This window comes from Pseudomonas sp. FP2300 (genome assembly GCF_030687595.1).
Lineage (GTDB): Bacteria > Pseudomonadota > Gammaproteobacteria > Pseudomonadales > Pseudomonadaceae > Aquipseudomonas > Aquipseudomonas bijieensis.
Genome location: NZ_CP117440.1, coordinates 5,673,072 through 5,696,735, shown reverse-complemented (window position 1 = coordinate 5,696,735; position 23,664 = coordinate 5,673,072). Strand labels below are relative to the sequence as shown.

General features: G+C 60.4%; 19 protein-coding genes. 10 read left to right on the top strand and 9 right to left on the bottom strand.

The window, feature by feature from the left end; translation table 11 throughout:
• Positions 1 to 257: 257 nt before the first annotated feature.
• A complete protein-coding gene (locus PSH86_RS25260) occupies positions 258 to 1,169 on the top strand; it encodes an SDR family oxidoreductase (protein ID WP_109754865.1) in 912 nt (303 codons plus the stop codon).
• 44 nt (positions 1,170 to 1,213) lie between these two features.
• Here PSH86_RS25260 and PSH86_RS25255 read toward each other — a convergent pair whose 3' ends face one another.
• Positions 1,214 to 1,978, bottom strand: coding sequence for an N-acetylmuramoyl-L-alanine amidase (locus PSH86_RS25255; protein ID WP_163856762.1), 765 nt, complete (start codon positions 1,976 to 1,978; stop codon positions 1,214 to 1,216).
• A 205-nt stretch (positions 1,979 to 2,183) separates the two neighbouring features.
• Entirely contained in the window at positions 2,184 to 2,378 is a 195-nt protein-coding gene (locus tag PSH86_RS25250; protein ID WP_370873832.1) for a bacteriocin immunity protein, read from the bottom strand.
• An 825-nt stretch (positions 2,379 to 3,203) separates the two neighbouring features.
• On the opposite strand from PSH86_RS25250, the gene PSH86_RS25245 reads away from it, so the two are divergent.
• The 4 genes from PSH86_RS25245 to PSH86_RS25230 all read left to right on the top strand — a co-directional run bounded on the left by PSH86_RS25245 (position 3,204) and on the right by PSH86_RS25230 (position 9,994).
• Positions 3,204 to 4,997 carry a DUF1302 domain-containing protein gene (locus tag PSH86_RS25245; protein WP_109754863.1) on the top strand — a complete coding sequence of 598 codons (1,794 nt, stop codon included), beginning with the start codon at positions 3,204 to 3,206 and terminating at the stop codon, positions 4,995 to 4,997.
• Positions 4,998 to 5,019: 22 nt separating this feature from the next.
• Complete coding sequence (locus PSH86_RS25240; protein WP_109754862.1) at positions 5,020 to 6,387, top strand: DUF1329 domain-containing protein; 1,368 nt, start codon at positions 5,020 to 5,022, stop codon at positions 6,385 to 6,387.
• Positions 6,388 to 6,613: 226 nt separating this feature from the next.
• Entirely contained in the window at positions 6,614 to 9,169 is a 2,556-nt protein-coding gene (locus PSH86_RS25235; protein ID WP_305485666.1) for a LuxR C-terminal-related transcriptional regulator, read from the top strand.
• 123 nt (positions 9,170 to 9,292) lie between these two features.
• Positions 9,293 to 9,994: a hypothetical protein gene (locus PSH86_RS25230; RefSeq protein WP_176689156.1), complete on the top strand. Its 702-nt coding sequence runs from the start codon at positions 9,293 to 9,295 to the stop codon at positions 9,992 to 9,994.
• Here the strand turns inward: PSH86_RS25230 and PSH86_RS25225 are convergent.
• The gene (locus PSH86_RS25225) at positions 9,959 to 10,780 is read right to left on the bottom strand and encodes an IclR family transcriptional regulator (RefSeq protein ID WP_176689157.1); all 822 of its coding nucleotides are present in this window, start codon (positions 10,778 to 10,780) and stop codon (positions 9,959 to 9,961) included. The two genes, PSH86_RS25230 and PSH86_RS25225, sit on opposite strands and share 36 nt — an antisense overlap.
• A 151-nt stretch (positions 10,781 to 10,931) precedes the next feature.
• Between PSH86_RS25225 and hmgA the strand changes: the two genes are divergently transcribed.
• The 3 genes from hmgA to maiA are packed head-to-tail and all read left to right on the top strand — an operon-like array spanning position 10,932 to position 14,193.
• Positions 10,932 to 12,236: a homogentisate 1,2-dioxygenase gene (gene hmgA / locus PSH86_RS25220; RefSeq protein WP_109754858.1), complete on the top strand. Its 1,305-nt coding sequence runs from the start codon at positions 10,932 to 10,934 to the stop codon at positions 12,234 to 12,236.
• Positions 12,237 to 12,239: 3 nt separating this feature from the next.
• Positions 12,240 to 13,544, top strand: a complete 1,305-nt coding sequence (gene fahA / locus PSH86_RS25215; RefSeq protein WP_305485660.1) for a fumarylacetoacetase — start codon at positions 12,240 to 12,242, stop codon at positions 13,542 to 13,544.
• Between the two features lie 10 nt (positions 13,545 to 13,554).
• Positions 13,555 to 14,193 carry a maleylacetoacetate isomerase gene (gene maiA, locus PSH86_RS25210; protein WP_305485657.1) on the top strand — a complete coding sequence of 213 codons (639 nt, stop codon included), beginning with the start codon at positions 13,555 to 13,557 and terminating at the stop codon, positions 14,191 to 14,193.
• A 142-nt stretch (positions 14,194 to 14,335) separates the two neighbouring features.
• Here the strand turns inward: maiA and PSH86_RS25205 are convergent, their stop codons facing one another.
• Entirely contained in the window at positions 14,336 to 15,139 is an 804-nt protein-coding gene (locus tag PSH86_RS25205; protein ID WP_109754855.1) for a SirB1 family protein, read from the bottom strand.
• 186 nt (positions 15,140 to 15,325) lie between these two features.
• On the opposite strand from PSH86_RS25205, the gene PSH86_RS25200 reads away from it, so the two are divergent.
• Positions 15,326 to 16,345 (top strand): Glu/Leu/Phe/Val dehydrogenase dimerization domain-containing protein, encoded by a 1,020-nt coding sequence (locus tag PSH86_RS25200; protein ID WP_109754854.1) that lies wholly within the window; start codon positions 15,326 to 15,328, stop codon positions 16,343 to 16,345.
• Between the two features lie 137 nt (positions 16,346 to 16,482).
• Here PSH86_RS25200 and glyA read toward each other — a convergent pair whose 3' ends face one another.
• From glyA to PSH86_RS25175, 5 genes are all read right to left on the bottom strand, one after another.
• Positions 16,483 to 17,721 carry a serine hydroxymethyltransferase gene (gene glyA / locus PSH86_RS25195; protein WP_116833415.1) on the bottom strand — a complete coding sequence of 413 codons (1,239 nt, stop codon included), beginning with the start codon at positions 17,719 to 17,721 and terminating at the stop codon, positions 16,483 to 16,485.
• An 11-nt stretch (positions 17,722 to 17,732) separates the two neighbouring features.
• Positions 17,733 to 18,986: a threonine synthase gene (thrC, locus tag PSH86_RS25190; protein ID WP_116833414.1), complete on the bottom strand. Its 1,254-nt coding sequence runs from the start codon at positions 18,984 to 18,986 to the stop codon at positions 17,733 to 17,735.
• Between the two features lie 94 nt (positions 18,987 to 19,080).
• Positions 19,081 to 19,512: a Rid family detoxifying hydrolase gene (locus PSH86_RS25185; RefSeq protein WP_109754851.1), complete on the bottom strand. Its 432-nt coding sequence runs from the start codon at positions 19,510 to 19,512 to the stop codon at positions 19,081 to 19,083.
• Positions 19,513 to 19,539: 27 nt separating this feature from the next.
• Positions 19,540 to 20,712 carry an FAD-binding oxidoreductase gene (locus tag PSH86_RS25180; RefSeq protein WP_305485647.1) on the bottom strand — a complete coding sequence of 391 codons (1,173 nt, stop codon included), beginning with the start codon at positions 20,710 to 20,712 and terminating at the stop codon, positions 19,540 to 19,542.
• Entirely contained in the window at positions 20,709 to 21,914 is a 1,206-nt protein-coding gene (locus tag PSH86_RS25175) for a benzoate/H(+) symporter BenE family transporter (RefSeq protein ID WP_176689162.1), read from the bottom strand. Before PSH86_RS25175 ends, PSH86_RS25180 begins: the two co-directional genes overlap by 4 nt.
• A 342-nt stretch (positions 21,915 to 22,256) precedes the next feature.
• Here PSH86_RS25175 and PSH86_RS25170 point away from each other — a divergent pair, with 342 nt between their 5' ends.
• Positions 22,257 to 23,648, top strand: a complete 1,392-nt coding sequence (locus tag PSH86_RS25170; RefSeq protein ID WP_109754848.1) for a PLP-dependent aminotransferase family protein — start codon at positions 22,257 to 22,259, stop codon at positions 23,646 to 23,648.
• The last annotated feature ends 16 nt before the right edge of the window (positions 23,649 to 23,664 follow it).

Here is a 23,664-nt window from a genome sequence, read left to right as displayed (position 1 = left end):
TACCTTGCGGAATCGAGCCCGGGTGGAAGCAATTGTGAATACGGATTTGTGGGCACCGAAAATCCCTTGTGGGAGCGAGCCTGCTCGCGATAGCGGTGCTGCGGCCAGCAAAAGAATCGAATGTGCCGCAGTGGCTCGGCCCGCATCATCCCCCCGCCTTATCGGCCACCATTCACTCGCAACCGTGTTGATTGTGACCGGCCCACTTGTGCCGGACACTCGTGCCCATTGTCCTGTCCGCCTGCTGGAGTTCTGCCATGAGTGAGTCTGTGCGCTTCGAAGATAAAGTCGTGATCGTCACGGGAGCCGGCGGCGGCCTGGGACGCGCCCATGCGCTGCTGTTCGCCAGGCAAGGCGCGAAAGTGTTGGTCAACGACCTTGGCGGCTCGGCCCAGGGCGAAGGGGCCAACGCCTCGGCAGCAGATCGGGTGGTCGCCGAAATCCGCGAGGCGGGCGGCATCGCCGAGGCCAACCACGATTCGGTGACCGATGGTGACAAGCTTGTACAAAATGCCCTCGACGCATTCGGTCGCGTCGATGTGGTGGTCAATAACGCCGGGATTCTGCGGGACAAGACGTTCCACAAAATGGACGACGCCGATTGGGACCTGGTCTATCGCGTCCACGTCGAGGGCGCCTACAAGGTGACCCGGGCCGCCTGGCCGCATCTGCGTGAGCAAAACTACGGGCGGGTAATCTTCACCGCTTCCACCTCTGGCATCTATGGCAACTTCGGCCAATCCAACTACGGCATGGCCAAGCTCGGTCTTTATGGCCTGACGCGGACCCTGGCCATCGAAGGTCGCAAGAACAATATCCTGGTCAATGCCATCGCCCCCACCGGAGGCACCCGCATGACCGAAGGCCTGATCCCGCCGCAGGTATTCGAACAACTCAAGCCTGAACTCGTCAGCCCGCTGGTGGTGTACCTGGCCAGTGAGAACTGTCAGGAAACTTCCGGCCTGTTCGAAGTGGGCGGCGGCTGGATGGGCAAGGTGCGCTGGGAGCGGAGCCTGGGGGCCGGTTTCGATCCGCGCAAAGGTTTTTCACCCGAAGATGTCGCCGCCCATTGGCAGCAGATCTGCGACTTCGAGCACGCGGTGCATCCGAACGACAACCTGGAAGCCTTGAAAGAAATGATGGCGAACCTGCAACGCCACGCCATTTGAGCTTCATTGCCTGGGCCGGTTGCCGTCAGCGGCGGCAACCGTGCTCATGGAAAATACTTTTTCACCAGGGCCGCCAGGTTCGCGGCGGTCTCGATATCTATCACACCGTCATATTTGGCCGGACGAAAGTGCAGCTGGAAGGCGCGCACCAGGCGCTGGAAGCCCGCGCTTGTCGTGGCCGCCGAGGTGTCATAGCCATATTTTTTGAACAGTGTGAGCAATTGTTCGCGAAGAGGGATTCCGCTGGCTTGGTAAGCCTGCAAAAAAGTCTTTTGAGTAGTGTCATCGAACCAGGCGCCGATACCCTTGAGATACAACGCGTGCCAGGGGAACATCGGACCCGGATCACTCTTTCGCCCGGCGGCGATGTCCGAATGCGCCACCACGTTGACCGGGCTGATGTCGGGGTAGCGCTTGAGAATATCCGCCGCGAGATATTCGATCGCCTCGATTTGCTGTTCCTTATAGGGCGGAAAGGTAAATTGCCCCTGGTTATCGGTCGCCAAATTGACAATTTCCACGCCGATCGAGCTGTCGTTCAGGTTGCTGCGATTCCCCCAACTGCTTACACCTGCATGCCAGGCCCGCTGGTTTTCGTCTACCAGGTTGAAAATCTGCGGTTCCTTGAAACCTGCTTTCAAATAGGTGGGATCGCAAAAGTCGGGAATCAGGTAATGGGCGCTGACCGAAGGGCCAGTCAGTGCATTGATGGACGATGTGAAGTTGCCGGCGGTGTAATGGAAAACCAAAAAACGAACGCGACTATTATGGCCTTTTTTTGAGCGATAGCTTGTATTGTTTATTTGCATTCTCGATAACTCGCTGTTCAATAAATCGAAGCGAAGTGCTGCGATTGATTTCAGCGTAACAGTGGATTTTTTATGTGCACGTAGTTGGGTTCTGGTTTTATTGTAGGAACGGGCGCTAAGAGGCTAAGGATTATTAATGATGGCGATAGAAAACCCTTTTGCTGCGCGGGCTGTCAGCAGCAAAAGGGCGTTGATTTATACAGGGTCAGGGCTGCCTGAAGCCTGGTTTTCCGTTGGCAGTACGCCAGCTTTTTATCTCATTTACTATCGCTTCTGAGCTTTCCTTACCGGGCTCTGGATAGAATAGTAAATCTGACCCGGCGGGATGTTCTGAGATTCTCTCGAATTCTAGTACTGCCTCGATATCGGCTTCTTCTGAAGGATAATTTCCCTCTGAGATTTCTACTACAAAGGCGAGGAATTCTTTCTCAGTTATGTCTGTTATTGATTTTTTAATAGTTTGGGCGCTCTATGAATTTCCATGTGTCTTTTAGGGTAGAAAAGGTGCATCTCGTTTTCTACTGATGGGAAAGGGGCCAAATACTACGGGTTCGGTAGATCAATGCGCGGTATTGTGACCCCTGCTGCTTAATCAGCGGCAGGGAGTGTTCAAATATTAGAGAGTCAGGATTGCTTGAAGCACACGCGGTCGTTCATGGCTATTTGCTTAGTCCCCCATCCTGGGCGACCAAGGAAAACTATAAGTTCGATCTCTAAATGCAGGCAGGTGAGCCTTTCCGACAACACTGTAGGAAACAAGAAATTTTAACTTGGAAATAACCCCACATAAAAAAGGCCGCTGCCAAAAGCAGCGGCCTAAACATGACGTTGCAAAGGAGCTACAAACCAACGTCGCTAAGCACGGGATGATGGACCAATAAGCAATCCATCCGAATGACGGTGCGCCAGGCATGAGGGATGCCATGACGACTTGGGCTTGCAGGCCCGTTGCCCTGCAAGCCCGGCCAGCATAGGCATCGAGCCCGGTGGGAAACAGCCCGGATCCGGACATGCACCGTTGCAGGGCGCGTAACAGTCGCAGGCCGGGCATGAATATGCGCGGCGCTGATGACCCATCATCCAGACCGTCCATGCACGGCGCAAAGGCCCGCCGTGCAAGGGCTGTAATCCTTTTTAGGTACAGCGCGAATACCTCCTTGGTGCGCTTATCGCCCATGGCGTGCGGCAGTAGGGTGAAGCCTCTGTCACTCACCGGGGAAGACGCATGACAACAATAACAATGCGCGCCATCTTCAAGCCGCAGGCGCTGGCCGTCGCGGTGGCCTTGGGTTGCTGTGCCCAGGCGCAGGCCGTTTCATTCAACATTGGCGAGATCGAGGGTCAGTTCGATTCGTCGCTGTCCGTGGGCGCGAGCTGGGGCATGCGCGATGCCGACAAGGACTTGGTCGGCACGGTCAACGGCGGCCGGGGCCAGTCCTCCACCGGTGATGATGGGCGGCTGAATTTCAAGAAAGGCGAGACCTTTTCCAAAATCTTCAAGGGCCTGCACGACCTCGAACTCAAGTATGGCGACACCGGTGTGTTCGTGCGCGGCAAGTACTGGTACGACTTCGAACTCAAGGATGAAGGCCGCGAGTTCAAGGACATCAGCGACAGCAATCGCAAGGAAGGCGCCAAGTCCTCGGGGGCACAGATTCTCGATGCCTTCGTCTATCACAATTATTCCATCGCCGATTTGCCGGGCACCGTGCGCGCCGGCAAGCAGGTGGTCAGTTGGGGGGAGAGTACCTTCATCGGTAACTCCATCAACAGCATCAACCCGGTGGACGTGTCCGCGTTCCGTCGCCCTGGTGCGGAGATCAAGGAAGGCTTGATCCCGGTGAACATGCTGTTTGCTTCCCAGGGCCTGACCGACAAGCTCACTATCGAAGGTTTCTACCAGTTGGAGTGGGACCAGACCGTGGTGGATAACTGCGGCACGTTCTTCGGCAACGATGTGGTGGCCGATGGCTGCACCACTGGCTACACCGTGGGCAGCCCGGCGATTGCGCCGTTCGTGCCGTTGACCCAGGCATTTGGCCAGGAGATCCAGGTCTCCAGCGAAGGGGTGATCATTCCCCGTGGCGGTGACCGCGACGCCCGCGACTCCGGCCAGTGGGGCACGGCGTTGCGCTGGCTCGGCGATGATACCGAGTACGGCCTGTACTTCATGAACTACCACAGCCGTACGCCTACCGTCGGGACGACCACGGCGGGGCTCTCGACGCTGGCGGCGTTGCCGGGCATGGTCGCGATTGCCAACGGCCTGGCGCCTGGCAGCGGTGCGGGTCTGGCGCAGAGTGTGATGCTGGGGCGTGGTGGGTATTATCTTGAATACCCGGAAGACATCCGCCTGTACGGCGCCAGTTTCTCCACGACGTTGCCCACCGGCACCGCGTGGACCGGGGAAGTCAGCTATCGTCCCAACGCGCCGGTTCAGGTCAATACCAACGACCTGACCCTGGCCCTGGTCAACCCGATTGCCGGTGGCGCGGCGTCGCCCATCGCAACCGCACCGGGTGCCGACAACACCGGTTACCGGCGCAAGGAAGTGACCCAGGTCCAGAGCACCCTGACGCACTTCTTCGATCAGGTGCTGGGGGCTGATCGCCTGACCGTGGTCGGCGAGGCGGCGGTGGTGCATGTCGGTGGCCTGGAGTCCAAGGACAAGCTGCGTTATGGCCGTGATTCGGTCTATGGCCAGTATGGCTTCCGGGGTGACACCGATGGCTTCGTCACCTCGACGTCCTGGGGCTATCGCGCCCGGGCGATTCTTGATTATTCCAACGTGATCGGCGGGGTGAACTTCAAGCCCAACGTGTCCTGGTCCCATGACGTGGCCGGCTATGGCCCCAACGGTCTGTTCAACGAAGGCGCCAAGGCGGTCAGCGTTGGTGTCGATGCCGATTACCGCAACACCTACACCGCCAGCTTGAGCTACACCGACTTTTTTGGCGGCGATTACAACGTTCTCGAAGACCGCGACTTCCTCGCGTTGAGCTTCGGCGTGAACTTCTGATCTGGCTGACAAGGAAAACCCAATGCGCAAGATGATCCTGCAATGCGGTGCCCTGGCCTTGAGCCTGCTGGCCGCGAACGTGATGGCGGCGGTCTCGCCGGATGAAGCGAACAAACTGGGCACCAGCCTGACGCCGTTGGGCGCGGAAAAAGCCGGCAATGCCGATGGCTCGATCCCGGCCTGGACTGGCGGTATTCCGAAAAATGCCGGAGCCGTGGACAGCAAGGGCTTTTTGGCCGACCCATTTGCCAATGAAAAACCGCTGTTCACCATCACCGCCGCGACCGTGGACAAGTACAAGGACAAACTGTCCGAAGGCCAGGTCGCGATGTTCAAGCGTTACCCGGAAACCTACAAGATCCCGGTCTACCCGACTCATCGCAGCGTCGGCTTGCCACCGGAAATCTATGAGTCGGCCAAGCGCAGCGCCCTTAACGTGAACGCCATCAACGACGGTAATGGCCTGGCCAATTTCACCGGCAACCGCTACTACGCCTTCCCGATTCCCAAGAATGGTGTGGAAGTGTTGTGGAACCACGTCACCCGCTATCACGGCGGTAACCTGCGGCGCATCATCACCCAGGCCACGCCGCAGACCAATGGCAGCTTCACACCGATCCGCTTTGAAGAAGAAATTGCCGTGCCGTTCCTGATCAAGGACGCCGACCCGGAAAAGGCCAGCAACGTATTGACCTATTTCAAGCAGGAGGTGACTGCTCCGGCACGCCTGGCCGGCAACGTGCTGTTGGTGCATGAAACCCTCGACCAAGTGAAGGAACCACGCCTGGCCTGGATCTACAACGCCGGCCAACGCCGGGTGCGTCGCGCCCCGCAAGTGGCTTACGACGGTCCGGGTACCGCCGCCGATGGTCTGCGTACTTCCGACAACTTTGACCTGTTTTCCGGCGCGCCGGACCGTTACGACTGGAAGCTGATCGGCAAGAAGGAAATGTACATCCCGTACAACAGCTACAAGCTCGATTCGCCAAGCCTCAAGTACGACGACGTGATCAAGGCCGGCCACATCAACCAGGACCTGACCCGCTATGAATTGCACCGGGTCTGGGAAGTGGTCGGCACGGTCAAGCCGAGTGAGCGGCACATCTATGCCAAGCGCCACATGTACTTCGACGAGGACAGCTGGCAGGCGGCGCTGGTGGATCACTACGACGGTCGCGGCCAACTGTGGCGTGTTGCCGAAGGTCATGCCCAGTTCTACTACGACCATCAGAACCCGGGCTACACCCTGGAGGCGCTCTACGACATCATCGCTGGTCGCTACATCGCGCTGGGGATGAAGAACGAAGAGAAACACAGCTACGAGTATGGCTTCGAAGCCAGGGCCGCCGACTACACGCCAGCAGCGCTGCGTTCGACCGGGGTTCGCTAAGGTCTGGCAGCCAACTGTGGCGAGGGGATTTGTCTGTGGGGCAAGCCTTGCTCCCACAGTAAATCCTCTCTTCATCAGGTTGTGCCTGACTTGATGATCATGATCGACCGGCAGCGCTCCTGCCGGTCGTTTTTTTATGGGCGCCAATCAGCGCGCTGAATACTTCTCCAAAGCTTGGCGACACAGGACTAGGGTGGTGAGATAACAATAAACAGGATCTTCCCACATGACCGCCATGACCCCGTGTCCGGACCGTCCAGGATTGCTGCCTCGCCTGTCCTCGACGCATGTGCCGCGGCGGTCCCTGAGCGAGCCGCTGCTGACTTCCGAAGCGCGGGTAAAACTGCTCTGCGCGCCGGCGGGCAGTGGCAAGAGTGCATTGTTCGCCGAATGCTTCCTGCAGGCTCCCCCCGGTTGTCGCTTGCATTGGTTGCCCCTGGGGGGCGCGGCGTTGAGCGCGGTGCAAATGTGCGAGCACTTGGCGCAGACCCTCGGCTTGCCGAGGCTGGATGAAGCGGGGCTACTGGCCCACCTGGCGCGTTTGCAAACCCCCACGTGGTTGTTCCTGGATGATTACTGCCGGGTGCCGAATCCAGAACTGGACCAGTTGCTTGACCGTCTGTTGAATAACAGCAGTCCGGCGTTGCATCTGTGGTTGAATGGCCGCCGTCGGCCCCACTGCAACTGGCCGCGGCTGTTACTCGATGACGAGCTGCACGAGTTCGATGCGCAGGCGTTGTTCTTCACCCCTGACGATGTCCTGCCATTGCTTCGTCACCTGCCCGGTCCTCAGGCTGCCCGCACTGCCCGTGAGGTGATCCAGCGCAGTGGCGGCTGGTGTGCCGGGGTACGCATCGCCCTGCTCGAGCGTTGCGAATGGGCACGCAGTCATGCAACGCCAGGGCGGCCCGGGACCTTGCTCGACTACCTGGAGTACGAACTGTTCAGCACGCTGACCCCGGACCTGGCGCAGGCCTGGCGTGTGCTGGCGCGTTTGCCGCGCTTCAATGCCCGGCTGTGCGAGCATCTGTTCGGCGACACCGTGGGCGCTGAGTGCCTGCCGTTGTTGCTGGACCTGGGGTGTTTCATCGAGCCGTGGGAGCAGACATCGGACTGGTTGCAGATATTCCCGGCCCTGGCTCGGCTGGTCCGTGAAGAGCCCTGGTCGCAGGGGCGTTCCTGGCATCGCCGGGCCTGCCAATGGTTTGCTGCCGAGCAGGACTGGCAAATGGCGTTCGAGCAAGCCCTGTTGGCCGGAGAGTTCGAGACGGCCGTGAGTTTCTTGCAGCATCTGAGCTTCGAGCACGTCTTGCAGCGCCGCAACGTCGTGCTGTTGTTGGGCTTGCATGATCAACAAGGCGAAGCGCTGACCCTTGGTACGCCGCAATCGGTGGGGTTGGTCACCGCTGCGCTGCTGTTCGCCGGCCGTTTCGACCAGGCCTCGGCATGTATTGAACAACTGGCCAGGTTCATGCCCCAGCCTTCAGCCTGTCGGCAGCGACAGGTGCTGGCAAGGTGGCAGGTCTTGCAGGGCTGGTTGCTGCACCTCTCGGGCGATGGCGAGCGGGCGCGTGAGCACTTCCTCCAAGCCCAGGGCAGCCTGGACCCCGATGCCTGGGCCCAACGGGTGCTGTGCCTCGGTGGGCTGACGCAACAGGCGCTGCTTGCCGGCGAACTGGCCTCTGCACAATTGATCAACCGACAGGCATTGTGCCTGGCGCGTGCGCAAGGCTCGCTGGTATTTGAAGGGTTGCTGGAACTGGACCACGCCCAAATCCTGGAGCAACGGGGGGCACCGCACCGGGCCGATCATCTGCTGGCCGCCGTTCAGGCGCTGCTGGATAAACCGGGCCAGGATTTTTCTGCGTTGTTGGGGCGTATTGCCCTGCGGCGTGGGCGCCTGGCCTTGCGCATGGGCTTTGAGGAACGGGCCGCCGAACAGTTTCAAGCGGGCCTGGAAACGGGCCTGCACAGCCAGGACAAACAGGTGCTCTACGGCTTTCTCGGCAAGGCTACCCTGGCCGCCAACCAAGGCGACTATGGCGAAGCCTTCATGCAACTGCGCGATGCCGAGCGGATCATGCAGCAGCGGCACATCCCCGACACCGTTTACCGTGGCGTGTTGTTGCAAACCAGTTGCCAGTTCTGGTTGCAACAGGGACGGGCGCAATTGGCCCATGAAGCCTTGACCCGCGTCTTGCGCCATTTTCGCGGACCGCGGGCCAAGCACGCGCCTCCCGCGACCCTGGAGTTGATTGCGCGACTTGAATACCTGCTGGTGCTGGCCGAGGTCTACTTGCAGCGGGCACATGATCCGCAAACTCGACTCAGGGCAATGATCGCCCAGGCACAGGACAGTGAAATGCACAGCCTGGAAACCGAGCTGCATCTGGTGCTGACGGAGGTTGTCTGGTTGTCCGGTGATCGTGCCCAGGCCCGGACGATGCTGCAGGAGGGGTTTGAACGAGTCACCTGCTGGCGGGCCGAGCAAGCTTTGTGTGAGTTGCGCTTGCGCCAGCCCGAGTTCTTGCGTTGGGCACAAATGACGGAGCAAGTCGAGGAGACGACCGTGCTGGCGGTCGAAGAACCGTTACTCAGTCACCGTGAACTGGAAGTGCTGGAGTTGATTGCACAGGGCTATTCCAACCAGCAAATTGCCGAACGGTTGTTCATATCGTTGCATACCGTAAAAACTCATTCGCGGCGGATACATAGCAAGTTGGGGGTGCAGCGGCGTACTCAAGCGGTAGCAAAAGCCAAGGTCATGGGCATGATGGCTTAGTTTCAATCGAGTTCTTTACGCACTCTTACATTTTGCCTTTTTACAATAAGGGGGGAGGCTGAGGTATAACTGAATTGATCGGCCGAACAGGAAGTTCGTGCCCCTGACATGACAAGGATGTTTATGAATACTCAGTTATTTTCTTCTTATTCCGAAAAACTTCGCGCCCTGAAGAACACTCGCGTGGATTTTGCGGTAAAGGTGCTGTTGGGCGATCGTCTGGATGGCTTGGGCGTCAACCCGTTGAACACCTATCTGAATACATTGGCAGATTTTCCCAACACCGAAGTTGGATCTTCCGAAACCCTGTTCGATGAGGCGCTGGCCTGCGTTGTGGAGCAGCGATTGCCCAATTACACACAAGCCGTCAGTAATGTGTTCAGCAAGCGTTATTCCTTTGCCACGGAAGACCGGGTCAAGGCCCTGGATTTAATCGCTTTTGAAAAAATTGTCGTGGATATCGTTACAAGCCTGGCAGAAAAACCTGCAATGGATTTATCCAAGCGCTCCATCCGGCCGTTGGATGCCATGGATGTTCATGCGGCCTTGAAAGCTCATTTGCCCGGCGTCGACCTGGATAAAGTCTACGTCACCAGTTTTGTGCCCCATGACTCCGGTAAACGGATGGTGTCGTCTTCTGAACTACTGGTTGAATACCTACTGGACCATTTCCACCATAATGATATTCCCTACCACTCCAAGGGCGATCATCAGGGTATTTATATGGTTGCCTTCAGTGGCGAAGAGCGTGATAGCCATCCGCGGCTGGTCCCCGCTCATCTCAATGAACTACTGATCAGGATTGTCCCGGATTTCCTGGGCTGATCCCGGACCTGCTTCATACCCCATCCGCCAACTCACGGCCCGGGTCGCCGCCAACAGGCGTTGCGCCGCCGGGCCGTTTTCGTCGGCGTGGAACAGCGAGGTCGGACCGACGATGGTCATCACCGCCTTCACCTCGCCAACGGCATTGAATACCGGAGCAGACAAGGCATCCACGCCCGGCATCAGCAAGCCATGCACATGGTGCAGGCCGCGATTGCGAATCTGCTCGCACAGGGCGGCGTAGGCGCGGTCGTCGGCGAGGGAGTGATGCTCGCTGCCTTGTACTTCCTGTTCGCGCAAACCGATGGTCTCGCGCTCCGGCAGATAAGCGCTGAACACCAGCCCCGTGGACGAACTGAGCAGCGGCAATACCGAGCCCAGTTGCGTCACCACGGTCACGGCCCGCACGGCGGGTTCGATACGCACCACGGTCGCGCCATGGTTGCCCCATACCGCCAGGAAACAGGTTTCGTTCAAGTCGTCGCGCAACTCGGACAAGGGCAGGGCGGCCACTTGCAGCACGTCCATGCCATTGAGCGCCGCCAGGCCCACGCGCAGGGCCTCGCGGCCCAGGCCATAGTGGTTGGTGGCGGCGTTCTGCTCGGCAAACCCGCTGGCGATCAAGGCCTGCAGGTATCGATGCACCTTGCTCGCCGGCATTTGCACGTGTTCGGCCAGCCGCGATAGCGATGTGGAGGGGGACAGTTCCGCCAGCGCCTTGAGGATGTCGGTGCCGACTTCGGCCGAGCGGACTTTCTGTTTACCGTTGCTGAGCGGGGTTTCCATGGTGGCGCAGGGTCCAGAGGCGAATGGGCGTCTTTATAGCTTGACGGTCGCTGTCGAGCAAATTACGTTATGCGTAATTGAATTACGATAAAAATAACCCGGTGCGCCTCAACCACTCCGTTGAGTGACGGGCCGCATTCCTGGAGGCTCCATGAACCTCGATTCCCCAGTGTCGGACCTGGTCTACCAATCAGGCTTCGGTAACGAATTTGCCAGCGAAGCATTGCCCGGTGCATTGCCGGTGGGCCAGAACTCACCGCAGAAAGCTCCGTACGGTCTCTATACCGAATTGTTCTCCGGCACCGCGTTCACCATGGCCCGCAGCGAAGCGCGGCGTACCTGGATGTATCGTATCCGGCCGTCGGCCAATCACCCGGCCTTCACCAAGCTCGAACGGCAATTGGCGGGCGGACCATTGGGCGAAGTCACGCCCAATCGCCTGCGTTGGAACCCGCTGGAAATTCCCGCCGAGCCCACCGATTTCATCGACGGGCTGGTGTGCATGGCGGCCAACGCCGCTGCGGACAAACCGGCCGGCATCAGCCTTTATCACTACCGGGCCAACCGCTCCATGGAGCGGGTGTTTTTCAACGCCGACGGTGAATGGCTGATCGTGCCGCAACTGGGACGGCTGCGGATCGCCACCGAACTGGGTGTGCTGGAGCTGGCACCGCTGGAAATCGCCGTGCTGCCCCGGGGCCTGAAGTTTCGCGTCGAACTGCTCGATCCGCAGGCCCGTGGTTACCTCGCCGAGAACCACGGCGCGCCGTTGCGCTTGCCGGACCTCGGCCCCATCGGCAGCAACGGCCTGGCGAACCCACGGGATTTCCTGACGCCGGTCGCCCATTACGAGAATCTCGCGCAACCGACCCCGCTGGTGCAGAAATTCCTCGGTGAGTTGTGGGGTTGCGAGTTGGATCATTCGCCCCTCGACGTGGTGGCCTGGCACGGCAACAACGTGCCGTACAAGTATGATCTGCGCCGCTTCAACACCATTGGCACGGTCAGCTTCGATCACCCGGATCCGTCGATTTTCACTGTGTTGACCTCGCCCACCAGCGTCCATGGCCTGGCCAACCTCGATTTCGTGATCTTCCCGCCACGCTGGATGGTGGCGGAAAACACCTTCCGTCCGCCGTGGTTCCACCGCAACCTGATGAACGAATTCATGGGCCTGATCCAGGGCGCCTACGATGCCAAGGCGGAAGGTTTCCTGCCGGGTGGCGCGTCCTTGCACAGTTGCATGAGTGCCCATGGCCCGGACGGCGAAACCTGCACCAAGGCGATCAACGCTGAACTTCAGCCGGCGAAAATCGACAACACCATGGCATTCATGTTCGAGACCAGCCAGGTGTTGCGCCCGAGCCGTTTCGCCCTGGACTGCCCGCAACTGCAAACCGACTACGATGCTTGTTGGGCCTCGCTGCCTGTCACGTTCGACCCGACCCGGAGATAACCCATGACTCAACCTTCCCCTGACCGTAGCTGGGTCACCTCCGCCAACGGCCATGCCGACTTCCCGCTGCAAAACCTGCCGCTGGGCATTTTCAGCACCGACGGCGGCGCCCCTCGTAGCGGCGTGGCCATTGGCGAGTTCATCTTCGATTTGCAGGCCGCTTTGCAGGCGGGCCTGTTTGACGGCGCGGCGCGCGAAGCCATCGAGGCCATGAAGGGCGGCCAGTTGAACGGGTTCTTCGATCTGGGCCGCGGCGCTCGGGTGGCGTTGCGTGAGCGCTTGCTGGAGTTGCTGCGCGAAGACAGCTCGCTGCGGGGCAAGATCGAAGCCCTGGGTGCGAAGCTGCTGATCCGCGCAGCCGACTGCCAGATGCACCTGCCGGCCAGGATCAACGACTACACCGACTTCTATGTAGGTATCGAACACGCGCAAAATGTCGGCAAGCTGTTTCGTCCCGACAATCCCTTGCTGCCCAACTACAAGTACGTGCCCATCGGTTATCACGGCCGCGCCTCGACCATTCGCCCCTCCGGCACCGACGTGCGCCGCCCCAAGGGCCAAACCCTGCCCGCCGGCCAGACCGAGCCGGCTTTCGGCCCGTGTGCGCGGCTGGACTATGAGCTGGAGCTGGGGATCTGGATCGGCAAGGGCAATGCCTTGGGCGAACCTATCGCCATCGGCGATGCCGCCGAGCACATTGGCGGGTTCTGCCTGCTCAACGACTGGTCGGCCCGGGATATCCAGGCTTGGGAATACCAGCCCCTGGGGCCATTTCTGTCGAAGAGTTTCCTGACCAGTATTTCGCCGTGGGTGGTGACCGCTGAGGCCCTGGAACCGTTCCGCCGCCCACAACCGGCGCGCCCGGAAGGCGATCCACAGCCACTGCCGTATCTGCTGGACAAGCGTGACCAGGCCCGCGGTGCCTTCGACATCGAGCTGGAGGTCCTGCTGCTGACCGAGGCCATGGTCGAGCAGAATCTGCCGGCCCAGCGCCTGACCTTGAGCAACACCCAGTACATGTACTGGACCGTGGCGCAAATGGTCGCGCACCACAGCGTCAACGGTTGCCAGTTGCAGGCCGGTGATCTGTTTGGCTCGGGCACCTTGTCGGGGCCTGAAAACCATCAATTCGGCAGCCTGCTGGAAATCACCGAGGGTGGCAAAAAACCGATCGAACTGGCCTCTGGCGAAGTGCGCCGCTTCCTCGAGGACGGTGACGAAATCATCCTGCGGGCCCGTTGCCGCCGCGAGGGTTTCGCTTCCATCGGCTTCGGCGAGTGCCGGGGCAAGATCCTGTCGGCGCGTTGAGGGCCAGGGCATGGAACTCTATACCTACTACCGTTCCACCTCGTCCTACCGGGTGCGCATTGCGCTGGCGCTCAAGGGCCTGGATTACCAGGCCTTGCCAGTCAACCTGATCGCCGCGCCGGGGGGCGAGCATCGCCAGCCGGCCTACCTGGCGATCAACCCCCAGGGCCGGGTGCCGGCGCTGCGTACCGATGAAGGCGCGTTGCTGGTGCAATCGCCCGCCATCATCGAATATCTGGAGGAGCGTTATCCACAGGTGCCGCTGCTCAGCGCCGACCTGGCGGTTCGGGCCCATGAGCGCGGTGTGGCGGCGCTGATCGGTTGCGATATTCACCCCCTGCACAACGTCAGCGTGCTCAACAGATTGCGCCAGTGGGGCCACGATGAAACCCAGGTGACGGAATGGATCGGGCACTGGATCAGCCAGGGGCTGGCGGCTGTGGAGCAGTTGATTGGCGATGACGGCTATTGCTTCGGTGCAGAGCCGGGGTTGGCGGACGTGTTCCTGATTCCGCAGTTGTACGCCGCCGAGCGTTTCAATGTGTCCTTGCAGGCGTATCCGCGGATCCGTCGCGTGGCGGCGTTGGCGGCTGGGCATAGGGCGTTCCAACAGGCGCATCCGGCGAAGCAGCCGGATACCCCTACTTGATATTGATGTTGGCTGGTCTGCCGTCTTCGCGAGCAAGCCCGCTCCCACATTGATTCGGGTGTATGCCGATCAAATGTGTGGGAGCGGGCTTGCTCGCGAAGGCGATTCTACCGTCGACAAAGATGTTCAGCCCCACGACCGCTCAATGCACAACCGAATTCGGTGGCAAATGCCCCAGCCGCTCCGTCAGCCGGATCCGCTGGATCGGGTCGTCGCTGAGCATCAGCGCATGTTCCAGGTCGAAGCGTTCGGCATTCGGACAGTCGAGCCGCTGATACAGGCTGGCGCGTGCCAGGTAGTCGGCGGCGCTGGCGTTGCCCAGTTCCAGTACCCGTTCGGCGTCGATCAGGGCCGCGATGTAGTCGTCGTTGGCCAGATGCAGTTGGCGCAGGTTGCGCGACAGGCGCTGGAGCATCTGTATCGGCTCGGCGTTGAGCAGATGCTCGGCCTTGAGCGGCATGTTCGCGCCGTATTGGCGCTGTAGCAGTTCCCGGCAGTCATTGGGGTATAGCCGGCGGCCACCGCATGGATCGAGCAGATGATCGGCCCCGGGTACTTTCAGCAGGAAATGGCCGGGGAAATTGACACCGACCATCGGAATTTCCAGGCCTCGGGCCAACTCCAGGGCAATCAAGCTCAGCGCCAGGGGTTGCCCGCGCTTGCGGGTGAGCACTTGGTTCAGCAGTGCCGCACGTGGGCGCAGCGGCGTGAAATCGTCCTGAGCGAACCCCAGGTCATTGAGTCGTCGCAACAAAGGTTGACCCAGCTCGCTGACCGGCAACATCGGCAGGCCATGGCTGACCTGCTGTTGCAGCTCCTTGAAATCCTTCAGCAAGGCCGGTACGTCCACATCGCTATCATGTTCGGCAGCGATCCACAGCGCCGCTTCGAACAGCGCCGGTGGTGAACGGTGCAAACAGTCAAAAAAGGCTTGGCGCGGTTTCATCAAACTCTCCGGGCTATGCCTCGTTTTAGCCCTGCCTTGGATTTTCGTCCAGTCTCGGACAGACGCGGTTACAGGTTATGCCGAAAAAGACTGGCAATCCCGGCGGCTTATTCCGGCGTGCTCCAGCAAATTTCGGCCGCACGCCTATACTGGCGAAACAAACAAAAGTGATTCGGGAGCCTTACGATGTTTGCTCTCATGCAAAGCTCCCGCCTTGAATCGCTGCACCTAAGCGTAGACCCGACGACCGGGTTGAAGGCGGTGATTGCCATTCATTGCAGCCGTCCCGGGCCCGCCCTGGGGGGCTGTCGTTATCTTGCCTACCCCGACGACGAAAGTGCCGTGGCTGACGCCGTGCGCCTGGCCCAAGGCATGAGCTACAAGGCGGCGCTGGCCGGCTTGCCCGTGGGCGGCGGGGTCGCGGTAATCATGCGTCCGGCCCATGTCGAGAGTCGGGCGGCGCTCTTCGAGGCCTTCGGTCGTTGTATCGAGCAATTGGACGGGCGCTACATCACCGCCATCGACAGCGGCACGTCGGTGGCCGACATGGATTGCATCGCCCAGCAGACTCGCCATGTCACTAGCACCACCGCCTCGGGAGACCCTGCGCCCCACGCGGCAATGGGCGTATTTGCCGGCATCCGTGCCACCGCCATGGCCCGCCTGGGCAGCGATAATCTCGAAAGCCTGCGGGTGGCGATCCAGGGCTTGGGCAATGTCGGTTATGCCCTGGCCGAACAGCTGCACGCGGCGGGCGCCGAACTGCTGGTCAGCGACATCGACCCAGGCAAGGTGCAATTGGCGATGGAGCAACTGGGCGCTCATCCGATCGCCAACGATGCGTTGCTCAGTACCCCTTGCGACATCCTTGCCCCTTGCGGCCTGGGCGGTGTACTCAACAGCCACAGCGTGGCGCAACTGCGTTGCTCGGCCGTGGCCGGCTCGGCCCATAATCAGTTGAGCAACCTGCAGGTGGCCGACCAGTTGGAAAGACGCGGAATCCTCTATGCGCCGGACTATGTGATCAACTCCGGTGGGCTGATCTACGTCGCGTTGAAGCATCGTGGCGAAGAACTGTCGACGATCACCGCGCATTTGTCGAAGATCGGCGCCCGGCTCACGGAAGTCTTCGCTCACGCCCAGGCGGAGAAGCGCTCACCGGCCCGGGTGGCCGATGAGCTGGCGGAGCGTTTGTTGTACCGCTGAAAATCAAAAGGAAGTAATGGGTAGCAGTGAAGCAGCCGATCTGTGGGAGCAAGGCTTGCCCGCGATGCAGGCGTCGCGACTGTTCAGGCTAACCCAGTCATCGTTCATCGCGAGCAAGCTTTGCTCCCACAGCTGCATCACCTCAACAGATACACCGGAAAGCATTCGCACAAATGCATCACCCGGCGCCGGGTGTTATCCAGGCGCGCGGCGTTGTCCGGTTGTTCCAGCAGGTCGGCGATCAAGTTCGCCACTTCGGCGCATTCCGCTTCGCCAAAGCCGCGTGTGGTCAATGCCGGCGTGCCGATGCGAATGCCGCTGGTGATCGCCGGTTTCTGCGGATCATTGGGGATCGCGTTTTTGTTCAGGGTGATGTGGGCACTTTCCAGCAGGGCCTCGGCGTCTTTGCCAGTGATGTTCATCGAGCGCAGATCGAGCAGGAACATGTGGCAGTCGGTACCACCGGACACTACCCGCAAGCCGCGTCGGGTCAGGACATCGGCCATGACGCGGGCGTTGTCGATCACCCGCTGCTGGTAATGTTTGAACCCGTCGCCCAAGGCTTCGTTGAACGCCACGGCTTTGGCGGCGATGACGTGCATCAGCGGGCCGCCCTGGTACACCGGGAAAATCGTCTTGTCGAGCAGGGCGGCATATTGCGCCTTGGCCAGGATCAAGCCACCGCGCGGGCCGCGCAAGGTCTTGTGGGTGGTGGAGGTGATGAAGTCGGCGATGCCAACCGGCGACGGGTAGACACCGGCGGCGATCAACCCGGCGTAGTGCGCCATGTCCACCATCAGGTAGGCGCCGATTTCATCGCAGATCTTGCGAAAGCGCTGGAAGTCGATGGTCCGCGAATAGGCCGAGGCTCCGGCGATGATCATCTTGGGCCGGTGTTCCCTGGCCAGGGCTTCCATCTCTTCGTAGTCGAGGGTTTCGGTCTCCGTGTCCAGGCCATAGGAAAAGGCCCGGTACATCTTGCCGGAAAAATTCACCGAGGCGCCGTGGGTCAGGTGGCCGCCGTGGGCCAGGGACATGCCCAGGATCGTATCGCCGGGTTCGAGTACCGCCAGGAACACCGCCTGGTTGGCCTGGGAGCCCGAATGCGGTTGCACGTTGACGTATTCGCAGTTGAACAGTTTGCGAGCACGTTCGATGGCCAGGTTCTCGACCTCATCGACGACTTTGCAGCCGCCGTAGTAGCGCCGGCCCGGATAACCTTCGGCATATTTGTTGGTCAGTACCGAGCCCTGGGCCTGGAGCACTTCTTCGCTGACATAGTTTTCCGAAGCGATCAGCTCCAGGTGGGTTTCCTGGCGATTGCGCTCGCGGTCGATCAGGCGGGCAATGGCGGGGTCGAAATTTTGCAGGCTCATGGTGTGATTCCTTAGATAAGCGCTTCGGCCGGTGGCGCAGTCACGTGATGCGGCAACGCCCGTGGATGGCTTTTGGTCGAGCTGGACAGAAAAATGGAGGTGTCTTTCAAACCGCTACCGGTAATCAGGATCACGGCGGTTTGCGCCGTGTCGGGGTGTGTTTCTGCATACTTGAGCAGGCCGGCGAAGGCGCTGGCGGCGCCGGCTTCTGGAAACACGCCGGTGCTGGCGGCCAATCGGGAGGCGGCGGCGACAATGCTCGGGTCGCTGACGCAGATGAACTCACCGCCACTGGCGGTAACCGCGCGCATGGCCTTGAGGCGATCACGTGGCAGCGCCACATTGATGCTGCTGGCCAGGCTGGTGGGCGGCAGGCGTTCGGTCTTCTGCATCGAGCGGTCGTTGCGCCAGGCGCGGTACATGAAGTTGCTGTGCTCGGCCTGCACGCCGATCAGGCGTGGAATGCGTTCGATCCAGCCCAATTGCAGCAAGTCGAAAAAGCCCTTGTAGACCGAACCCAGGATGCAGCCGTTGCCGACGGGTACGAACACCAGATCCGGTACCTGCCAGTTGAGTTGTTCGCACATTTCGAAGGCGACGGTTTTCTTGCCTTCGCTCATGTACGAGTTGATCCCGGTGGTGCGGTTGTACCAGCCGTGGTCTTCGCAGGCGTTGAGGCATTGTTCGAAGGCTTCGTCATATTGCCCATCCACCAGCACGATCTCGGCGCCGTAGCCCTGCATCTGCGCAAGCTTTTCGCGGGGCGCGCTCCTGGGCAGGTAAATGACGTTGTGCAAACCCAGGCTGGCGCTCATCCCGGCCAATGCCGAAGCGGCATTGCCGGTGCTGGCCACCGCCACGGTACGCGCACCGGATTGCATGGCGTGGGCCACCGCCAGGGCGCTGGCGCGATCCTTCAACGACCCGGTCGGTTGCCGCGATTCGTCTTTCACGAAGACTTTGATCCGGGCACCTTTACCGAGCAATTCCGGGCGCGAGTACAGCGGCGTGTTGCCCACCAGTAACGGTGGAATGAATTGCGTCGAGCTCAACGGCATCAAGCGGTCATAGCGCCACATGCCACGAGCGTGGTCATGGGCCAGGCTGTCCCGGGACCATTCGCGCTTGAGTGTCGGGTAATCGTAAAGCGCGTCCAGGGCGCCATCGACTTTGCAATGAGGGCAGTAGTAGCTGACCTCATGGGGCTGGTAGCTTCGATCGCAAACCAGGCACTGCAATACATACTCTCTGTACGAATTTTTCATGGTCACCCTCTGAAAGTACGCTGTGCTGGTGCTTTCCTTGCCAACGTCGGTCCAGCTCACCGGACCGACGGGCACTCCGCTGACAGAAGGTGTTTCAAATCACCATGATGGCGTCGATGGCAACCAGGGTATTGCGTGCCAGCGCACTGGCGCCGGCGGTGGTGCGGGCCGGATACGGCTTGGTGAAGTACTCTTCCATGACGCGGTTGAGGGTCGGGAACTCGCTCAGGTCAGTGATGAATGCCGTGACCTTGACCACATTCGCCAGGGTGCCACCTGCCGCTTCGGCCATTTGCACCAGGTTGTCGAGGGTCTGGCGCAGTTGGCCTTCGAAATCCTTGGCCAGCACTTCGTTGTTCAGCGCCGAGACCGGGGTTTGTGCCGACAGGTAGATGGTCTGCCCGTGATTGACCTTGATGCCTTGGGAATAAGTGCCCAGCGGCAGTGGCGCCTTGTCGGTGAAGATCACGTTTTCTTCGCCCAGGAAAGGTTTGGCGGCGGGCTGGATTTGAGCGGTGGTTTGCATGGTGACGTTCCTTGTTAAGTGGATGGGTTAGTGCAAATCGGCAACCTGCTTGACGGCCAGGCTGGAAAATTCCTCGTCGCGGCAACGGGCCGGAGAAAAGTGCTGGTAGTTGAGTTGCAGCGCCGCCAGGTCGTCCGGCATGGCAATGCCCAGCGCCGCATGGCTGCACAGGCGTGCAATGGCGGGGGCTGCCTGGATGCCGTAGCCACCGAGGGCCGCGAGCCAGATAAAACTCTCTTGCTGTGAGTCTTGGCCGAGCACCGGCGAGCGGTCGGCGACGAAGGTGCGCAGGCCTGCCCATTTATTGATGATCGAGCGCGGGCGCAGGCGCGTGGTGTTTTGCAAGCGATCCATGGTGATGGCCAGGTCAAGCTCTTCCGGTAGCGCGTCACAGGGCAGCGAAGGGCTTTCATCGCACGGGGAGACGATCAGTCGCCCGGCTTCGGGCTTGATGAAAATGTCCTCGTCCACCGTCCCCAGGTAGGGCGTGTGGTGCACATCGCATTGTGGATCGACCGCCAGCACGGTGCGCCGCAATGGGCGGACACCGACCTTGGGCACGCCGCAGCGCTCGGCGAGTTCATCGGCCCAGGCCCCGGCGGCGTTGACCACGATGGCGGCTTGCAGTTGTTGACCATCCTGGGTGTGCAAGCGCCAGTGCCCATCGCGATATTCGCCACGCAGCACTTGGGTTTCACGCTTGATCACCCCTCCGCGGGCACGCAGCCCACCGAGGTAGGCACCGTGGATGCCATGTACGTCCAGGTCGAAGGCGCTGGGCTCGTAGATCCCTGCACTCCAGGCGCCTTCGGCGAGGTAGGGGACCAGCTCCAGCACTTGCTTGTCGTCGAGCAGCTCGGCCGTGGGCACTTGCCCCAGTACGGCGCTGAAACGCGCTTTGAGTTTGTCCACCCGAGCCGCCTGGGCCACGATCAGCGCGCCCCGTGGTGCCCATAGCGGATGTTCGGCCAGGCCCTCGGGCGGGTTTTCGAAGAAGTTGCGGGATGCGCAGGTCAGTGAGCGGATCTGTTGGTTGCCGTAGCTTTCCATCGAGATCGCGGCTGAACGCCCCGTGGTGTGATAGGCCAGTTGCTGTTCCTGTTCGAGCAGGCAGACGCTGCCATGGGCCGCCAATTCATAAGCGACAGACACGCCGGCGATGCCGCCACCGATCACAATGAAGTCGTAACGTGCGGTCATGGTCGGCTGCCCTCGGCGATAACGGCGGCTTTGCTTTCGCGGGTGTAAGTCAGAACAAAGTGCGCCACGAGGCCGAAGATCAACCCCCAGAATGCGGCGGCCAGGCCCAGGAAACTCATGCCCGAAGCCGTCACCAGGAAGGTGATCAAGGCAGCTTCACGTTGCTTCTCGTCAGCCATGGCGCCGCTCAGCCCGGCACTGATCGCGCCAAACAAGGCGAGGCCGGCGAGGGATGCGATCAATTCTTTCGGCAGGGCGGAGAACACCGAGGCCAGGGTGGCGCCAAAGGTGCCCATCAGAATGTAGAACACCCCGCAGGCAATCCCGGCCATGTAGCGTTTGTCGCGGTCCTCGTGGGCTTCGCGGCCGGTGCAGATCGCTGCGGTAATGGCCGCCAGGTTAAAGCCGTGGGAGCCGAATGGAGCCATCAGCACCGAGCCAATCGCAGTGACGGAGATGATCGAGCGCGCAGGCGTGTTGTAGCCCGAGGTGCGCAACACCGCCATGCCAGGCACGTACTGGCCGGTCAAGGTCACCAACGCCAGGGGCAGGCCGATGTTGATGATTGCGTGCCAGTTCCATTCAGGGGCGATGAAGACCGGCTGGGCCACGGCAATGGTGATCGAGCTGCTGTTGAGTTCACCGAACGAGGCGGCCACCGCGCAACCGACGATCAATACCGACAGGATCGCGTAGCGTGGCGAAAAGCGCTTGAAGACCAGGTATGCCGCGATCATCGCCAGCACCAATGCCGGCTGCAGCTTGATCGACGTGAACAGCTCGGCGCCAAAGCGGAACAGGATGCCGGCGAGCATGGCGGCGGCAATGGCCTTGGGCAGGCGACTCATCAGCTTGTCGAACGCCCCGGACAGACCGACCAGCGCGATGATCACCGACGCCACCACATAGGCCCCGATGGCTTGGGGCAGGGTCACGGTGGGCAGCATCGACACCAGCAACGCCGCCCCGGGTGTCGACCACGCGGTGATGACTGGAACACGCAGGCGCCAGCTCAGGAACAGGCCGGTAATCCCGCTGCCGATGGAAATGGCCCAGATCCATGAAGACACCACGTCGTTGGGCAGGTGCGCTTCCTTGGCTGCCTGGAACACGATGATGAGCGGGCCGGCGTAGGAGATGATCACGGCGATGAAGCCCGCAATCACCGCTGAGAGGGATAGATCCTTTCTGAGTGTGTCCATGATGTCTCGACTTGGCGCGACAGGAGCGCGCGGTGGATGATTGAGTCGATTGCTTCGATTCTAGATCAGTGTATTTGAATGGATTGAGTTGATTCAATAGGGGGCGGGATTGTTACGAGATATTTTTCTGCTATTACGGGCTGTTTTTGGTTTTATTTTTTATTAACTATTTGATTTTTATAAATATTATTGCTCGTAAAAATTTCTTCATGCCGTGTTGAAAAAGCATTCAATAATCGAATCAATCGACTCAATGTGTTGGTTGTGTCGAATTATTAGTTGCCTAACCTCCATGTGATATGCTCGGATATTCATCATTTCTACGATGGGCAGTGATCATTCATGTGGGTTCCCCAGCTAAGCGAGTTCAACCAGCCGATGTATCTGTCGATTGCCGATGCGTTGGCGCGCGATATCAACAATGGCGTGTTGAACGAGGGCGATCGCCTGCCGACCTTGCGGGAGCTGGCCACCACCTTGAATGTCACGCCGGGCACCATCAGCCGGGCCTATAGCGAAGCCCACCGGCGTCGGTTGGTGCAGGGGGAAGTGGGGCGTGGCACCTACGTGCTCAACCAGAAGCAGCTGGAACTGCCGGCAAGCAACAGTGCCTCCGCGCCGCTGAACCTGGGGCAATCCGAACTGCTCGATCTTTCGATCATCAAGCCCTACAGCGAAACCCTGGAGTACTGGTTGCGCGGTGCGTTGGTGGGCATGGCCAAAAGCACCGATTTCGCTCGCGCACTGGATTACGCGCCGGATGGCGGTCACCCGGCTCATCGCGAGGCGGGTGCGCAGTGGTTGCGCCATTCATTGCCCGACGCGCAATGGCAGCAAGTGGTGATTACCGCAGGAGCCCAGCATGGCTTGATGGTCGCGATGAGCGCCCTGACCAACGCCGGTGACCTGGTGCTCTGCGAAGCGCTTTGCTACCCCGGCATCATTTCCCTGGCCCATGGCCTTGAGCGCCGCCTGCGTGGCGTGCCGATGGATGACGAAGGCATCATTCCCGAAGCATTGCGCGAACTGTGCCTGCGGGAGAAGCCGGCGATGCTGGTCTGCGTGGCGACGTGCCAGAACCCGACGGCGGCGATCATGTCGCAGAAGCGTCGGGCCCAGATCGCTGCGCTTGCCGAGGAATTCGACTTCATCATCCTGGACGATGACATCTATGGTTTCCTGGCCACCGATCCGTCGATCAAGCCACTGTCGGCCTTTGCGCCGGAGCGGTCGGTGTACCTGACCAGCCTGTCGAAATCGGTCATGCCGGCGCTTCGTGTCGGTTACATCTACAGCCCGCCGAAACTGCTGTCGCGCCTGACCTCGATGGTGCGCAGCAGTGTATGGATGCCGTCGCCGTTGACCGCGCAGTTGGCCAGCAATGTGATTACCGAAGGCCTGGACAAGAAACTGATCCGCATCCAGCGCAACGAGGCGGCGGGGCGACAAGCCATCGCCCGGGAAATCTTTGCCAATTTCGAGCTCAAGACCCAGCCGTATTCCTATCACGTCTGGTTGACACTGCCGGAGCCCTGGACCAGCGACGAATTCACCATGCTCGCCCGGGCCAACGGTGTATTGGTGCTCAGTGGCACCCAGTTCCAGGCTGAGCGTTCGGGGACTACGCGATGTGTACGGTTGGTGTTGATGTCGCCCACCAGCCAGGATGAACTGCGCTTCGCCCTGACCAAGCTGGCCAGCCTGATCGATTCAGATCCACGCCGTTATTATTGAAAAAGATCGCCGCCTT

What these genes read in the sequence shown, in the direction of transcription:
- PSH86_RS25260 (WP_109754865.1), top strand. Translation starts at nt 258, where the DNA reads ATGAGTGAGTCTGTGCGCTTCGAAGATAAAGTCGTGATCGTCACGGGA.
- PSH86_RS25255 (WP_163856762.1), bottom strand. Translation starts at nt 1,978, where the DNA reads ATGCAAATAAACAATACAAGCTATCGCTCAAAAAAAGGCCATAATAGT.
- PSH86_RS25245 (WP_109754863.1), top strand. Translation starts at nt 3,204, where the DNA reads ATGACAACAATAACAATGCGCGCCATCTTCAAGCCGCAGGCGCTGGCC.
- PSH86_RS25240 (WP_109754862.1), top strand. Translation starts at nt 5,020, where the DNA reads ATGCGCAAGATGATCCTGCAATGCGGTGCCCTGGCCTTGAGCCTGCTG.
- PSH86_RS25235 (WP_305485666.1), top strand. Translation starts at nt 6,614, where the DNA reads ATGACCGCCATGACCCCGTGTCCGGACCGTCCAGGATTGCTGCCTCGC.
- PSH86_RS25230 (WP_176689156.1), top strand. Translation starts at nt 9,293, where the DNA reads ATGAATACTCAGTTATTTTCTTCTTATTCCGAAAAACTTCGCGCCCTG.
- PSH86_RS25225 (WP_176689157.1), bottom strand. Translation starts at nt 10,780, where the DNA reads ATGGAAACCCCGCTCAGCAACGGTAAACAGAAAGTCCGCTCGGCCGAA.
- hmgA (WP_109754858.1), top strand. Translation starts at nt 10,932, where the DNA reads ATGAACCTCGATTCCCCAGTGTCGGACCTGGTCTACCAATCAGGCTTC.
- fahA (WP_305485660.1), top strand. Translation starts at nt 12,240, where the DNA reads ATGACTCAACCTTCCCCTGACCGTAGCTGGGTCACCTCCGCCAACGGC.
- maiA (WP_305485657.1), top strand. Translation starts at nt 13,555, where the DNA reads ATGGAACTCTATACCTACTACCGTTCCACCTCGTCCTACCGGGTGCGC.
- PSH86_RS25205 (WP_109754855.1), bottom strand. Translation starts at nt 15,139, where the DNA reads ATGAAACCGCGCCAAGCCTTTTTTGACTGTTTGCACCGTTCACCACCG.
- PSH86_RS25200 (WP_109754854.1), top strand. Translation starts at nt 15,326, where the DNA reads ATGTTTGCTCTCATGCAAAGCTCCCGCCTTGAATCGCTGCACCTAAGC.
- glyA (WP_116833415.1), bottom strand. Translation starts at nt 17,721, where the DNA reads ATGAGCCTGCAAAATTTCGACCCCGCCATTGCCCGCCTGATCGACCGC.
- thrC (WP_116833414.1), bottom strand. Translation starts at nt 18,986, where the DNA reads ATGAAAAATTCGTACAGAGAGTATGTATTGCAGTGCCTGGTTTGCGAT.
- PSH86_RS25185 (WP_109754851.1), bottom strand. Translation starts at nt 19,512, where the DNA reads ATGCAAACCACCGCTCAAATCCAGCCCGCCGCCAAACCTTTCCTGGGC.
- PSH86_RS25180 (WP_305485647.1), bottom strand. Translation starts at nt 20,712, where the DNA reads ATGACCGCACGTTACGACTTCATTGTGATCGGTGGCGGCATCGCCGGC.
- PSH86_RS25175 (WP_176689162.1), bottom strand. Translation starts at nt 21,914, where the DNA reads ATGGACACACTCAGAAAGGATCTATCCCTCTCAGCGGTGATTGCGGGC.
- PSH86_RS25170 (WP_109754848.1), top strand. Translation starts at nt 22,257, where the DNA reads ATGTGGGTTCCCCAGCTAAGCGAGTTCAACCAGCCGATGTATCTGTCG.